Genomic DNA, 14731 nt, shown 5'->3' on the forward strand with positions numbered 1-14731 from the left:
TAGCTGGTCGCAGTACCGCACTAATAAGAGTCTGCGCCAAACGCCTCCCTGGGGTAATGGGTCCTGGCCTTCGCCAGGACGACTCGGGAGAGACTGCGCCGTGCTCGTCCCTTCGCTCCTCGCAATGGCGGTGCTAGACATCGTCCATGTCCAAAGCCACCCCAGCCACACGCGCGCTCACAGCCGCCGGTGTTGCCTTCACCGTCCACGCTTACAGCTATGATCCCGATGCCGAGAGCATCGGCCTCCAAGCGGCAGCTGCGCTTGGCGAAGACCCCGCGCGCGTGTTGAAGACGCTGATGGCGCTCGTCGACGGCAAGCCGGTCTGCGTGATCGTCCCGTCCGATCAGGAAGTCTCGATGAAGAAGCTCGCCGCCGCTTTCAGCGGCAAGTCGGCGCAGATGATGAAACCGCCGGAGGCCGAGCGCCTCACCGGTTTCAAGGTCGGCGGCATCAGCCCGTTCGGGCAGCGGAAGCCCGTGCGCACCGTGATCGAGCAGAGCGCGCTCGCGCATAACTATGTGTACGTGAATGGCGGTCAGCGCGGACTGCAGGTGCAGCTCAGTCCGGCCGATGTGCGGGACGTGTTGAAGACGATCGTCGCGGAACTGGTCGCCTGAGCGACGCGCTCTGCTACTGCTTTTGCAACAGCTTCAGCCGACAGCGCAGCGCCTCGCGGATGTGTGCACGCGCGAGCTGCTCCGCTTTGCCGCCGTCGCGAGCCGCGATGGCTTCGATGATGGCCTGGTGCTCACCGTGGCTGGTCGAGGGGCGGCCCGATACCGTGAACGTGGTTGGACCGAGCAGTGCGATCCAGTCCTGCAATTCGCCTGATGCGTTATCGAGATAACGGTTGCGCGCGGCGCGGCAGATCGCTTCGTGGAAGGCGCGGTTGAGCCTTGCCATGTCTCCTGCCATCTCGGCCGCGTCGGTCGCGGAGGCTTCGACAAAGGCCTGCTCGATATCCCTCAGTGCATCGATTTCGGGCGTCGAGGCGTGCTCGGCCGCAAGTCGGGCAGCGGCACCCTCCATGATCTCGCGCATGGCGTAGAGTTCGAGCACCTCCGAGATGTCGAGGTTGCGTACGATCAGGCCGCGGCCGCCGGCAGGTTCGACGAACCCGCGTGCGGCAAGCCGCCCGAGAGCTTCCCGCACCGGGGTGCGGCTGACCTTCAGCCGCTGGGCGACCTCTTCCTCGCGCAGGCGGTCGCCCGCACGGTAGCTGCCGGCCTGCAGCGCCTCGCAGAGCGAGCGGAACACGGCTTCGCCAAGCGCCACGCCGCCGCCGCGCGCGATCGAGCCGCCTGCCTTTGTCGGGCGTCTTGCCATGCGTCCCCGTGGGCTCGCGCATCCTGCCCATGCAGCGATGGCGCTTGCTGGATTTCTGTATATCTTTGTATACAAAGGTGCGCAATGGCAAGCCGGATTGACGGGGCCGCAGGCGGGGCAGAATGTCTCCAACTTCGTCGCATCGGGCAGACGGCATGAGCGGCAAATACGATGTGCTGGTGATCGGCGGCGGCAATGCAGCGCTGTGTGCGGCGATCAGCGCGCGACGCGGTGGGGCATCGGTGCTGGTGCTCGAAGGTGCGCCAAAATTCTATCGCGGCGGCAACACGCGCCACACCCGCAACATGCGTTGCGCCCATGACGAGGCAACCGAAATCCTCACCGGCCCCTACACCGAGGAGGAGTTTTGGGAAGATCTCCTGCGCGTCACCGGCGGCCAAACCGACGAGGTGCTCGCCCGGCACATGATCCGCGAGTCCAAGGACATCTTGAACTGGATCGTGGAGCAGGGCGTGCGCTGGCAGCCCTCGCTCGGCGGCACGCTGAGCCTCGGTCGTACCAACTCCTTCTTTCTCGGTGGCGGCCGCGCGATGCTGAACGCACTTTATCTCACCGCCGAGAAGCTCGGCGTGGACGTCGAATACGACGCCGAGGTCACCGACCTCGTGATCGAGGACGGCATGTTCCTCGCCGCCCGCCTCAAGCGGCCGATCAAGGGTGACACCGAGATACGCGCGACGTCGCTGGTCGCCGCCGCCGGCGGGTTCGAGGCCAACATCGAATGGCTGAAGAAATATTGGGGCGACGCCGCCGACAATTTCCTGATCCGCGGCACGCCCTATAACCGCGGCTCGATCCTGAAGATGCTGCTCGCCAAGGGCGTGCAGGAGGTCGGCGATCCCACCCAATGCCATGCGGTCGCGATCGACGCCCGCGCGCCGAAATTCGACGGTGGCATCATCACAAGGCACGATTCGGTCGTGTTCGGCATCGTCGTCAACAAGCACGCGCAGCGCTTTTACGACGAGGGCGAGGACATTTGGCCGAAGCGCTACGCGATCTGGGGTCGGCTGGTGGCCGCGCAGCCCGACCAGATCGCCTACATCATCTTCGACTCGACCGTTGTCACCAGCTTCATGCCGACGCTGTTTCCTCCGATCGCCGGGCAGACCGTGGCTGAGCTCGCCGGCAAGCTCGAGCTCGATCCGGCCACACTGGAAAAGACCATCACCGAATTCAACGCCGCGGTGCAGCCCGGCACCTTCGACCACACCATTCTGGACGATTGCCGCACCGAAGGCATCACGCCGCAGAAGACGCATTGGGCGCGGCGGATCGAGACGCCGCCCTATCTTGCCTATCCGGTGCGGCCCGGCATCACCTTCACCTATCTCGGCACGCGCGTGACCAGAGAAGCGCGGATGCTGATGGCCGACGGCAAGCCGTCGGCGAACATGTTCGCGGCCGGCGAGATCATGGCCGGCAACGTGCTCGGCAAGGGCTATGCCGCCGGCATGGGCATGACCATCGGCAGCGTGTTCGGACGGATTGCAGGACGGGAAGCGGCGCGCCACGCCAAGAACTAGGCGAAGGAAAGGCAGAGGGAGAAACCATGTCACGCATTGCCACTGCCGCGATCGCGGCGCTGCTGATCGTCGGCCACGCCCACGCGGCTGAGCCGATCACGCTACGAGACATGGGTTCGTTCCATGTCGGCGGCCGCCTTGTCGAAATCTCCGGCAAGCCGGTGAGGGAGGTCGTGTTCGCGCCCGGCGGCGTGCCGGCCAAGGTCGATCCCAACGGCACGTATCAGGTCGAGCAGATGTACGTGCAGTATTTCCTGCCCGCCAACGAGAAGGGTGCCTATCCCTTGCTGATGTGGCACGGCGGGGGATTGACCGGCGTCACCTACGAGACCACGCCGGACGGACGCGAAGGCTGGCTGAATTATTTTCTGCGCAAGGGGTGGGCGGTCTATAATTCCGACGCGGTAGAGCGCGGACGCGCGGGCTGGGCGCAATACCCCGATATCTTCAAAGGCGAGCCGGTCTTCCTGACCACGGCCAATCCGTTCGAGCGTTTCCGCATCGGCGATGGGCCGAACTCCTACGATCCCGATCCCGCCAAGCGAAGATTGTTGCCGGGCAACCAGTTCCCCGTCGAGGGTTACGAGAATTTCGTCAAGCAGAACGTACCGCGCTGGACCACGACCGACGATGCGACCATCGCCGCCTATATCGCCGAGATCGATCGCGTCGGCCCCTCGGTGCTTCTGTTCCACAGCCAAGCCGGCACCTTCGGCTTCAAGGTCGCGCAAGCCCGCCCCGACAAGGTCAAGGCGCTGATTGCGATCGAGCCGGCCGGCATCGGCGATCCCGCCAAGGCGGATGTGCTGAAGAACATCCCGACCCTCATCATCTACGGCGACTATATCGAGCGCGATTCGCGCTGGCCCAAGATCCGCGCCAATGGCATCGCCTTTGCGGACGCCATCAAGGCAGCCGGGGGCAGCGTCGACATCGTCGATCTCCCACAGGCCGGCATCAAAGGCAATTCGCATATGGTGATGATGGACAAGAACAACCTCGAGGTCGCAGCCCTGATCCAGAAATGGCTCGAGGGCAAAGGTCTGACGAAGTAAAGCCATGCACGGAACCAGAATTTTGGACGAAGCCGACCGCTTGATGACGGTCTGCAATTCCTGCCGTTACTGCGAGGGTCTTTGCGCGGTGTTTCCCGCCATGGAGATGCGGCGCGCCTTCTCTGATGGCGACCTCAATTATCTCGCCAATCTCTGCCATGGCTGCGGCGCCTGCTACGTCGACTGCCAGTTCTCGCCGCCGCACGAATTCAACGTCAACGTCCCGCAGACGCTGGCGATCGCGCGCGCAGAATCCTACGTGGCCTATGCCTGGCCGCAGGCGCTGTCCGGTGCCTTCGCGCGTAACGGTCTCGTCATCAGCATCGTCGCCGCGCTCAGCATGGCCGCCTTCATCCTCGGCTTCGCTGCCCTGAACGACCGCAGCGTGCTGTTTGGCGTGCATACCGGCCCCGGCGCGTTCTACAAGCTGATGCCGCACAACGCGATGGCAGCGTTGTTCAGCGCCGCCATCCTTTATGCGATCTTCGCGCTGGTGATGAGCGTGCGTGCCTTCTGGCGAGATATCGGTCCGCCGATCGGCGGCCGTGCGGACGGTCGCTCGATCTTTCAGGCGATACGCGACGCTGGTGAGCTGCGCTATCTCCACGGTGGCGGCGTTGGCTGCTACAATGAGGATGACAAGCCGACCGACCGGCGCAAGCTTTTCCATCACCTGACCTTCTATGGCTTCCTGCTCTGCTTCGCCGCGACCTCGGTCGCCACGCTGTATCACTATCTGCTCGGCCGCGAGGCGCCGTATCCGTGGTGGGATCTGCCGGTGGTGCTCGGCACGCTCGGTGGCATCGGCCTGATCATCGGGCCGATCGGCCTGTTTGTCGCCAAGATGCGGCGCGATCCGGCGCTGCTCGACGAGCAGCGCTACGGCATGGATGTCGGCTTCATCGCCATGCTGTTCCTGACCGGGTTCACCGGCATGCTGCTTCTGCTCTTGCGGGACACCGCCGCCATGGGCCCGCTGCTGGCGCTGCATTTGGGCGCAGTTTTCGCGCTTTTCATCACCATGCCCTACGGCAAGTTCGTGCACGGCATCTATCGCTTCGCAGCACTGGTGCGTTACGCGCAGGAGCGGCGCAGTGAAGCAGGCTCCTGAGATTCAGACGGTCGGAAGCGGCCGTCGCGCAGGAAAGCGATCGTCTGTTCTATCGCGGCGGCGTGACGCGGAAGTCCGGTATGGGACGCCTTCACGACGATATGGTCGGCCATGCCGGCAACCATCGTGCTTTGCACCGAGACCCGTCCGTCATTCGGCTTCGGCAGAACGAAAAGACCTGCGACGGGATCGATGAAGCGGTTTCCCGCGATCACGCCGACGGGATAGTCCACGGGGGGAAGGGCGTCGGGCCGGGGCGTGGACGTGGTGGTGAGCTCGAGTCCGGCCGGTCCGTAGAATGCGTTGTAGAGGCGATATCCGCTCAGGAGATCGGCGACCTCGCTGCCGCCGTGCGGCGTACCCAGCATCACCACGCCGGCAAGCCGGTCCGGACGATACTTTGCGATATAGGCGCGCGTTACTAGGCCGCCCATGGAATGCGCGACGAAATGCAGCGGCGCCTCACGCTCGGCAAAGCGGGCGACCTTCGGATGGATATCGTCCGCCAGCCCGGCGATCGGCTTGCGGCGGCTGGCATAGTCGATGTTGAGCGTTGCGAAGCCGTTGGCCCGGAGCGCCCGTTCCAGTCTGGTCAGGGACACCGAGGTTCGCGCGATGCCGTGAAGCAGAACCACTCCCGGGCATCGCGCGTCACCTGATTGAGGCGCCTCGTGCATCTCGCTTATGCCACCTCGCGCTCTGGTCCAGACGCCTGCTCGCGAGCCATCGTCGTTGCGGTGACGTAGTCGGTCTTGCCGGTGCCGAGCAGTGGCACCTTGTCCACCACCATGATCGCCGCGGGAACGGTCAACTCGGATGCGCCGATGGCCTTGGCTTGGCCCTGCATTGCACTGCGCTCGGCACCCTTTTCCGTCGTCAGCAGCACGATACGCTCGCCCTTGCGCGGATCGGGGATCGAAACCGCGACCGATGCGGCCTGCGGCCACAGGGTCGTCGCGATGTTCTCGACCGCCGACAGCGAGACCATTTCGCCGGCGATCTTGGCAAAGCGCTTGGCGCGGCCCTTGATGGTGATGAAGCCGGCAGCGTCGATCGCCACGATGTCGCCGGTGTCGTGCCAGCCCTCGGCGAGCGGTTCGAGCACGCCGGGACTTTCGGCCCGCAAGTATCCGAGCATCACGTTCGGGCCGCGCACCGACAGGCGTCCGCCTTCCTCGATGCCGGGGACCGGGTCGAGGCGGCTTTCCATCAGCGGCGACAGGCGGCCGACCGTGCCGGGGCGATTGGCCATGGGCGTGTTCATCGCCAGCACCGGCGCGGTCTCGGTGACGCCATAGCCTTCGAGGATGCGGATGCCGTAGCGTTCCATGAACACCTGCCGGGTGCGATCCTTGACAGCTTCGGCGCCGGCGATCACCAGGCGCAAGGTCCGGAAGTCGTAGGCATGCGCCGAGCGGGCGTAGCCGGTGAGGAACGTGTCGGTGCCGAACAGGATCGTGGCGCCGGTCTGGTAGATCAGCTCGGGCACGATCCGGTAGTGCAGCGGCGAGGGGTACATGTAGATCGGAATTCCCGCGAGCAGCGGCATCATCATTCCGCCGGTCAGCCCGAACGAGTGGAACACCGGCAGCACGTTGAACACCTTGTCGTTGGCATTGGCATCGACCCGCGCCAGCGCCTGTGCGGCGTTGGCGAGGATATTGCGGTGAGACAGCACAACGCCCTTGGGTGTGCCTTCCGAGCCCGACGTGAACAGCACGACGGCCGGATCGCTCGCCTGGCGGACGACGCGCGGCGTAGTACCGGCGAGCAGGCCCTTGATCTTGTCGGCCGTGCCGATCGAGGCGCGGACATCCTCGAGATAGACGACGCGAACTTCCGTGGAGATCGCGGCCATCAGCTTGTCGAGCTTGCCCTTCTCGATGAAGGCCTTCGACGTCAACACGGTCTTGACCTGTGCGGCCTTCATGGCGGCGAGGACGTTGACCGGGCCGGCCGAGAAGTTGAGCATCGCCGGCACCCGGCCGATATTTTGCAGCGCCATGAAAACGACGGCGACGCCTGCGGAGTTCGGCAGCAGCACGCCGACATTCTCACCAATGACGGTGCCGTTCTCCAGCTTCCGGCTCAAGACCTGCGCGCCCAGGATCAGCTTGCGATAGGTCAGCTTGGTGCCGAGCGCGTCCTCGATGATGACCTTGCCGGTGTCGCGATCGCGGTAAGCGTGTCCGAGCGCCTCGAACAGGGTGTGATCGAGCATGGCGTTTTTCACCATGGCGTCGATCATCACGTCCTGAAGTGCTGCGCCTGCGGCGTTGCGGCGCGTCTTGCCCTTGAGCGATGGATCGACCGGAAGCTTGACCGGCGGCAGGATGGTGACGGTCACCCGCGGAAACCACGAGCGCTTGATCTGGCTGCCGTTGAGATAGCTGAGATGCGAGCGCTGGGCGCCTTCGATGCGGACCGGGACGACGACTGCGTCGGCCTTGTCCGCAATCATCGCGGTGCCGTCATAGACCTTCATGAGCGAGCCGGAGACGGTAATGCGTCCCTCCGGAAAGATCACCACCGGCTCTCCGGCGGCGACGAGCTTGATGAGGTCGCGCGCGGCCAGCGGCTTGCTGGGGTCCATGGTGTAGTGCTTGACTACCCGCAGGAACGGCTTGGCCCACCAGGCCTTGGCGATGCCGGTATCGACCGCGAAGCTCGCGTCGATCGGCAGCACGGCGTGCAGCAGCGGCCCGTCGATCAGGCTGACATGGTTGGGCGCGATCAGCATGCGCGTGCCAGCAGGCGGCAGGTTCTCCAGCCCGCGGACCTCGGTGCGGAACAGCGCGCGGAACAGCAGCCCGCCAAAGTCGCGCACGCCTTCCTTGCCCCACTTCGTCAGCACGAACCAGACCGCGCCGAAGCTGGCGACGCCGAGGCCGAAGAAGATCCAGCCGATGTGCAATCCGCCGGCCTGCAGCAGCGCGACGAACAGCGAGCCGGCCACCATGAAGGCGGCCTGCAGCACGTTGCCGGCGGCGATAATGCGGGCGCGCTCCGAGGGAGCAGACCAGGCTTGGACAGTGGCGAAGGACGGAACGACGAACAGCCCGCCGCCGAATGCGAAGGCGACGAAGTCGAGGAGCATGCGCAGGCCCGCGAAGGAGGTCGCGAAGTCGGCAGCCGTGATGTCCTGGCCCTTGGCGGTCACGCCGATCGCCCAAGCGAGGTCGATGCCGGCAAACCCCATCATGATGGCGCCGATCGGCACCAGCGCGAGGTTCGGGCGAACGTGGCTCAGATTCGCGGCAAACAGCGAGCCGATGGCAATGCCGATTGCGAAGATCGCGAGACACAACGTCACCACGCCCTCGGTGCCACCGATGACTTCCTTGACCAGTGCCGGCAGCAGTGAGAGCACGATGGCGCCCACCAGCCAGAACCAGGAGACGATCACGGTGCCGTCCCACAGCCGGTGATCGGCGTGCAGCGTCTTCAACAGGCCGAGCGTCGAGGTCCAGGGATTGGCGTTGACCGGCAGATCGGGTGCAGACGGCGTCGTCGCGGGAATGCGGGAGGCGAAGGCCCAGGACAGCAGGGCCAGCACGACCACGGCCGATGCGACCCAGCCCATATGCGCGGAGCCGGCCACGAACTGGCCGCCGGCAACGGTGCCGAGCAGGATGGCCATGAAGGTCGCGCCTTCGACCAGCGCGTTGCCGGTCGCGAGCTCGCGGAGCTCGAGCTGGTCCGGCAGCATCGCGTATTTCACGGGACCGAACAGCGCGGCGATGACGCCGAACAGTGCGAGTGCTGCGAACAGCAGCGGCACCGAGTGCAGGAAGAAGCCGGCCGCGGCAAAGCCCGCGGCAAAGATCTCGGCGAATTTGAGTCGCCTTGCGACGACGGATTTGACGTATTTGTCGGCGAGCTGGCCGCCGAGCCCGGACAGAATGAAATAGGGGAAGATGAAGACGGCGCCTGCGACCGTCACCAGCGCATCGCCGTGGCCGGTCGCGGCACTGTAAAGCAGGATGATGACGAGTGCGTTCTTGAGCACGTTGTCGTTCAGCGCCGAGAAGAATTGCGCCCAGAACAGCGGCGCGAAGCGGCGTGACGACATCAAATCCCTGATCATGACTAGTCCTGTTTTGGAAAGGCTGCCTGAAGTTTCATCGTCGGATGGACTTTGGGTCCAGAGGATATGCGACGGGCTATTGTGGGTTGACGACAGTCGCCCCGGCCTGCTCTGCGCGCTTACCTTCCGATCCTGTTGGTCTCCGCGTGGCGTGGTTTGGTTCGCAATGGTTCGGTTGCGGCCTTATCCAGACAGGCTGCGCCTGCCAGGATATTGCTCAGGGCGCTGAGGGAAACCTGACCGCATCGTCGAAGGCCGCGGCATCGGCTCGAATGTCGGGACATGGTAAGTCCTTCCTTGCGGTTTGATATTGCATTCGGGGCGACCCGAACGTGCCGGCTGCGCTCGCCTCAGGTGAGGTGGGCGAGGCGGCGAAAGGGCGAGAGGCGGCCGAGCAGGCTAATGCGGCGGCCCTCATGACGGGCACGGCCACGGTTGGCCCGCCACATCCGGAAGGTCGCGCGGCGCTCAGTCAGGACACCGGCGATGTCGCAGGCATTTGCGATACGATCGATCGGCCCCGTCGCGAACCGCAGGAGGGCGCGGCCAAATCCGGTCACGAGAGCTGTGGCGTCATCGACGAAGGTGGAAGCGATATCAACAGCGAGGGTTTGCATTTTGCAGGTCTCCGGGTTAACTTGAACATTGTTCAAATGAGTATCCTGAAAATGAACAATGTTCAAGATGAATCGTTGCGAGATCGAAAAAAGTCTCGCCGGCGGCAGCAGATCGTGGAGATCGCTCGCGGCATTATTGCAGCTAAGGGATTGAAATCGTTGAAAGTCCGGGACGTCGCGGACGCCGCCGGCTGCTCGGTTGGCAGCGTCTATAACGAGTTCGGCGACTTCGACGGGGTGATCCTGACTGTGAATCGGGAGACCGTTAAGGCGCTGACGTTGCGGTTGGGCCAGGTTCCGGCCGAGGATCCCGTTCGCCAGCTCTACGGGCTGGCCGCGACCTACCTCGAATTCTTCGCGACGAACGCCAATCTGCTGCGCTCGCTGTTCGAGCATCGGATGGAGGACGACCGCCCTTACCCCGATGACATCCTTCAGATGGTGATGGACGCCTTCGCGCTGATGCATGCGCCCCTGGTGCGGCTGCTTCCGAATGCAGACGACGTGCAGATCGCGCTGCTGTCACGCACCCTGTTTTCCGCCGTGCACGGGATCATCTCGCTCGGCCTCGAAGAGCGTATGGTGGCCGTACCGCCGCAAATGCTGCGCCAGCAGGTCGAACAATTTCTGGATGCGCATCTCGCGGGGCTCGGGATTCTGCCCATACGATAAAGTGCTGAGCGCTCCTATGCGCTGGCGGACTTGCGTTGCCGAGAGGTGACGACGATGACGTCCATCGTCCCATTGTCGACCTGAACACGGTTGCGTCCGTTCTCCTTGGCGCGATAGCAGGCGGCATCCGCGCGCCGCATCGCGTCCTCGAGCGTGGTGTTGCCGTCGCTGATGCAGGTAACGCCGATGCTGGCCGTCACTGCAAAGCAATGATCGTCCCAGGCGAAGACGGATAGCTCGAGCGTCCGGCGCAGCCGTTCGGCGATATCGACGGCGTCGTACGGCGTGCATTGCGGAAGGATTAGGCCGAATTCGTCACCGCCGAGCCGGGCCACCAGGTCATGCGGCCGCCGCTCCTGCTGCAGGAGGCGCGAAATCTGGCGGAGCAGGCGGTCGCCGGCGAGGTGACCGCAGCTGTCGTTGACGTCCTTGAACTGATCGAGATCGAGCAGGATCAGGCCCAGCGAACCCGCTGCGGTGCCGTCCAACTCGCTTTGCAGGCGGGCCTCGAACGCGCGGCGGTTGGACAAGCCGGTCAGCCAGTCGTGCGACGCCTGCCAGGCCAGGCGCTCCTTCTCGGCATGCAAGGCATCCTCGAACGCCTGTCGTTGCAGCACCAATCGCCGCGTGTGCCAGATCAGGAGCAGGATCAGCGTCATGGCTGTGACGATATTGACGCCAGTCAGCGTCATCTTGATAGCGCGCGAGCCTTCGCCGAGAACGGTGGAGAACCGCTTGGCGTGCACCGTGAACTGGGTGTTGAGCTCTGACAGCCGCGACGATAATAATTGCAGGCGCTTGCTGTCCTGGACGGGCCCGTTCTTCAGCTCTGACCGGATGACCTCGCCGAAAACGCTGAGCTCCAGCAGCATGGGGTCTGTGGCAGCCCACTCGCGGATCGCTTCCTTGAGAAAGCTGACCTGTTTGAAGTAGCGAAACAGCCAGATCAGTCCCGGCACGTCATCGGGATGGTTGCCGCCTTGCAGGAAGCCGATGCGGGCGGCCTCGACGTCGACCGGATCGCGCTCGAGCGCCCAGCGCGCGAACTCGTCGCCGATGGGAACGGCCAGCGAGGTCTGATATTGCGCAAACTGGCTGGCGTCGCCCGAATGCAGATAGAGATTGAGGAAATAGACGGCGTTCTTCTGCGAGCGGGACCATAGCGCTTCGCCCGCGATATAGGCGCGGACCGAGGACATCACCTCCAGGCTGAATCCGGCGATCGCCGCCTGCAGCAGGACGACCGTGACGAAAGGCGAGACGAGCTTGATGACGTGAAGGAAGTTGCGTCCCTTCGTTGATGGCGCTGTTCTGCGAAACACGTTGCGTTCCCCAAGTCGCTCAACGACCCCAGCGGAGCGATCCGCTCATAACGCGGATTACGCGCCAAAGGTGCTTAACTCGACTTGAAAATGCCAGGAGACTGCGTCGCAGGGTGAAGGCGTTGTGAAGCGGATGCTGGCAGATCGTTGCAAATGCCGTCGAACCGGAACTGACGCGGCATCGGCGAGCCGATGTCTCGCATTCGCCCCAAGTGGTTTACCTGATGGAGAGAGAATGCTGCCGCTAGACTAGCACCGGCTTGCGCACGCGGCCGGCGTCGCCGAAGACGCGCAAATAGCGCTCGATCTCCGAGGGCAGGCCGGTCGCCTTCTCGGGATTGTCGGAGAGCTTGACGGCCGGATGTCCGTCGACCGACGACACCTTGCAGACCAGCGAGATTGGATCGAGGTTGAACGAGCCGTCCGGCGTGCAGCCGACGAAATCATTGGTGAGATTGGTGCCCCAGCCGAAGGAGAGCCGCACCCGGCCGGTGAAGTGGTGGTAGGTCTCCTCGATCGAGCCCACGTCCATCGCGTCGGAGAACACCAGCAGCTTGTCCCTGGGATTGCGGCCCTTCTGCTCCCACCATTTGATGATCTCCTCACCGGCCTGGATCGGCGGCGCGCTGTCGGGACGGAAGCCGGTCCAGTCGGCGACCCATTCCGGCGCATCGCGCAGGAAAGCCTTGGTGCCGAAAGCGTCGGGCAGCGCGATCAGGAGGTTGCCGCCATAGGTCTGGCGCCACTGGTCGAGGATGCGATAGGGCGCCCAGCGCAACTCCTCGTCGTCCTTGGCGAGCGCCGCGGCGACCATCGGCAGCTCATGGGCGTTGGTGCCGATGGCTTCGAGATCATTGTCCATCGCGAGCAGCACGTTGGAAGTGCCGATGAAGGACGGGCCCAGACCTTCCTTCACGGCCTCCACGCACCAGCGCTGCCAGAGGAAGCCATGGCGGCGACGGGTGCCGAAATCGGAGAGCCGCAAGCCATCCAGCTTGCGCAGGCGTTCCACCTTGGTCCACAGCTTGGCCTTGGCCCGGGCATAGAGCACGTCGAGCTCGAAGCGGCCGCGGCCCTTCATCGCTGCCCGCGAGCGCAATTCGTTGAGGATGGCGAGCGCAGGAATCTCCCACATCGTGGTATGGCTCCACGGCCCGTGGAAGTGCAGCTCGTACTGGCCTTCGACCTTGCGCAGCTCGTATTCGGGCAGCCGGAATTCGGCGAGCCAGCGGATGAAGTCCGCCGAGAACATGTGTGTCTTGCCGTAGAAAGTATTACCGGCAAGCCAGATCAGCTCTTTTTTGGTGAAGCGGATGGTGCGGGCGTGGTCGAGCTGGGCGCGCAGTTCGCCCTCGTCGATGATTTCGGCGAGCCGGACATGGCGCGATCGGTTGATGACCGAGAATGTCACCTGCTGATTCGGGTAGGATTCCCGAATCATTTGCAACATCAATAGCTTGTAGAAGTCGGTATCAAGCAGGCTGCGGATGATGGGATCCAGCCGCCAGCTGTGATTGTAGGTCCGGCTCGCAATGTCGGTCACTGTCATGGGCGGAATTCTAGCGTGGCTCCCCGTGCGCAACCAGTGGATTTGGCGAAGGGCAGGCCACCGCCGAGCATCCGGCTGCGCGAGGGCGGCCCGAAATCGCTCCGAGAGCCCGTTCGCGAACCGGTCTGCGGACGGTCCGGGTGGCTTACATGGCGTCGAACGCTCCCGTGAGCGTGACGCGGGGGCCGTGCGTGTAGCGGTCGGGCGTCAGACCGGAGTTGGAGGAGCCTGCCTGGTTGAACACATTGATGAACGCATCGAGCCGATAGCCTGCGCCGAGTTTCAGGTTCTGCGTCATCCAATAGGAGACGCCAACCTGAATGTCGGCGCTGAGCACCCCGGCAAACAACCGATCGTTGCTCGTCGAGAGCGTATTCGCGACTGGAAAGAGGGGAGAAAGGACCGACGGCGTTACCGAGAACAGGGTCGACGAATTGGTCGCCGACTGTTGCCGGCCGAGTAGCAGGGCGGCGTCGCCGGCATAATCGAACGACCATTTGCCGCCAAATGGGACCGAGCCCTCGACACCGATGAGTGGTCCCGCGCCGAGGAAGCTCGCGCGCGTATCGCGCAATGTCGAGAGCGTTGTGGAAAAGCTGGTGATCGCCGGAAAGCCAGGCAACGCAACACCAGTGCTGGTCGCGGCCTGGACGTCCGAGCTTGAGCTCCGGGTGACGAATTCGGCAACGCGAAGGCCGCCCTTCAGCTGAAGCGTGCTCGGTCCGCTGCCGGCGATGTCGCGTCCAACCGCGAGATCGGCGAGCCAGCGGGTTTCCTTGTAGGTATTGGCGAAGATTTCCGTGCCTGTCTGGCTCGCAGCGCCAACGACGATTGTTTGCGTCAGTGAGTCCAGGCCGGTGCTCTTGCCTCCCTCGCCGTAGCGGAACTGGCCGCTGATGTGCCAGGGAGATCCGGCGAAGCGATAATCGAAGCCAGTAGCCGTTTCCCATCCGACCTTTGGCGTCAGGTCGAACTGTCCGGTGAGACCGTAAGTGTCTGATATCGGATCCCCGCCGCTGAAGATGGCGCCGCCTTCGATCCAGGCCCTGAACTGTCCCGGACCGGCAAGCAGTTGTGCCTTGACCGGTAGGTCTGCGGCATACGCCTGCAACGGATTTCTGGCCTGTTGCGAAACAGCAGTGACCGCCCGGAATGCGGAATTGTCCTGGTGTGATCGGGCCCCGGTCCTGGCAGGTTCGCTCGTTGCGCGTTCGCCTTGCGATTTCAGCCGCGTATTTTCTTCGCGCAACTGCTGGTTCGCGCGCAACGCGGCATTTTCCTTGCGGATTGCGGCGTTCTGCCTTTCCAGCACCTCGAGGCGCGCATTGACCTCTTCGATTTCTCCGGCGGTGGCGCTGGTGACCGTCCATGCCGCGGTCGCGCCGAGCATGAGCGCCGCAAGATTCTGCTTCATTATATTCACCTCGTCGCACCAGTTGCGC

At 64.0% G+C, this 14731-nt stretch carries 12 protein-coding genes; 5 read left to right on the plus strand and 7 right to left on the minus strand.

Translation table 11 applies throughout. From position 1 onward, the window contains the following. Nucleotides 1-146: 146 nt before the first annotated feature. The gene (gene ybaK / locus IVB47_RS35165; RefSeq protein WP_247468563.1) at nt 147-620 is read left to right on the plus strand and encodes a Cys-tRNA(Pro) deacylase; all 474 of its coding nucleotides are present in this window, start codon (nt 147-149) and stop codon (nt 618-620) included. A gap of 13 nt (nt 621-633) precedes the next feature. Here the strand turns inward: ybaK and IVB47_RS35170 are convergent, their stop codons facing one another. Continuing rightward, entirely contained in the window at nt 634-1329 is a 696-nt protein-coding gene (locus tag IVB47_RS35170) for a GntR family transcriptional regulator (RefSeq protein WP_247468566.1), read from the minus strand. Nucleotides 1330-1484: 155 nt separating this feature from the next. On the opposite strand from IVB47_RS35170, the gene tcuA reads away from it, so the two are divergent. Genes tcuA through tcuB form a run of 3 tightly spaced genes read left to right on the plus strand, consistent with a single transcriptional unit; the run spans nt 1485 to nt 5042 of the window. Then, nucleotides 1485-2876 carry an FAD-dependent tricarballylate dehydrogenase TcuA gene (gene tcuA, locus IVB47_RS35175; protein WP_247468569.1) on the plus strand — a complete coding sequence of 464 codons (1392 nt, stop codon included), beginning with the start codon at nt 1485-1487 and terminating at the stop codon, nt 2874-2876. Nucleotides 2877-2902: 26 nt separating this feature from the next. Then, entirely contained in the window at nt 2903-3931 is a 1029-nt protein-coding gene (locus IVB47_RS35180) for an esterase (protein ID WP_247282642.1), read from the plus strand. 4 nt (nt 3932-3935) lie between these two features. Next, nucleotides 3936-5042, plus strand: coding sequence for a tricarballylate utilization 4Fe-4S protein TcuB (tcuB, locus tag IVB47_RS35185; RefSeq protein WP_247282643.1), 1107 nt, complete (start codon nt 3936-3938; stop codon nt 5040-5042). On the opposite strand, the gene IVB47_RS35190 is transcribed toward tcuB, so the two are convergent. From IVB47_RS35190 to IVB47_RS35630, 3 genes are all read right to left on the minus strand, one after another. Further along, nucleotides 5006-5719 carry an alpha/beta fold hydrolase gene (locus tag IVB47_RS35190; protein ID WP_247468572.1) on the minus strand — a complete coding sequence of 238 codons (714 nt, stop codon included), beginning with the start codon at nt 5717-5719 and terminating at the stop codon, nt 5006-5008. The two genes, tcuB and IVB47_RS35190, sit on opposite strands and share 37 nt — an antisense overlap. Nucleotides 5720-5724: 5 nt before the next feature. After that, nucleotides 5725-9129 carry an acyl-[ACP]--phospholipid O-acyltransferase gene (locus IVB47_RS35195; RefSeq protein ID WP_247468576.1) on the minus strand — a complete coding sequence of 1135 codons (3405 nt, stop codon included), beginning with the start codon at nt 9127-9129 and terminating at the stop codon, nt 5725-5727. Nucleotides 9130-9479: 350 nt separating this feature from the next. Further along, complete coding sequence (locus tag IVB47_RS35630) at nt 9480-9746, minus strand: hypothetical protein (RefSeq protein WP_027567861.1); 267 nt, start codon at nt 9744-9746, stop codon at nt 9480-9482. A 51-nt stretch (nt 9747-9797) separates the two neighbouring features. Here IVB47_RS35630 and IVB47_RS35200 point away from each other — a divergent pair, with 51 nt between their 5' ends. Then, nucleotides 9798-10418, plus strand: coding sequence for a TetR/AcrR family transcriptional regulator (locus IVB47_RS35200; protein WP_247398592.1), 621 nt, complete (start codon nt 9798-9800; stop codon nt 10416-10418). Between the two features lie 14 nt (nt 10419-10432). Here IVB47_RS35200 and IVB47_RS35205 read toward each other — a convergent pair whose 3' ends face one another. From IVB47_RS35205 to IVB47_RS35215, 3 genes are all read right to left on the minus strand, one after another. Further along, nucleotides 10433-11740 (minus strand): GGDEF domain-containing protein, encoded by a 1308-nt coding sequence (locus IVB47_RS35205; protein WP_247468579.1) that lies wholly within the window; start codon nt 11738-11740, stop codon nt 10433-10435. 244 nt (nt 11741-11984) lie between these two features. Then, the gene (gene pncB, locus IVB47_RS35210; protein ID WP_247357174.1) at nt 11985-13289 is read right to left on the minus strand and encodes a nicotinate phosphoribosyltransferase; all 1305 of its coding nucleotides are present in this window, start codon (nt 13287-13289) and stop codon (nt 11985-11987) included. 145 nt (nt 13290-13434) lie between these two features. Beyond that, nucleotides 13435-14679 (minus strand): Lpg1974 family pore-forming outer membrane protein, encoded by a 1245-nt coding sequence (locus IVB47_RS35215; protein WP_247468581.1) that lies wholly within the window; start codon nt 14677-14679, stop codon nt 13435-13437. Nucleotides 14680-14731 lie beyond the last annotated feature (52 nt).

This window comes from Bradyrhizobium sp. 62 (assembly GCF_023073035.1).
Taxonomy (GTDB): Bacteria; Pseudomonadota; Alphaproteobacteria; order Rhizobiales; family Xanthobacteraceae; genus Bradyrhizobium.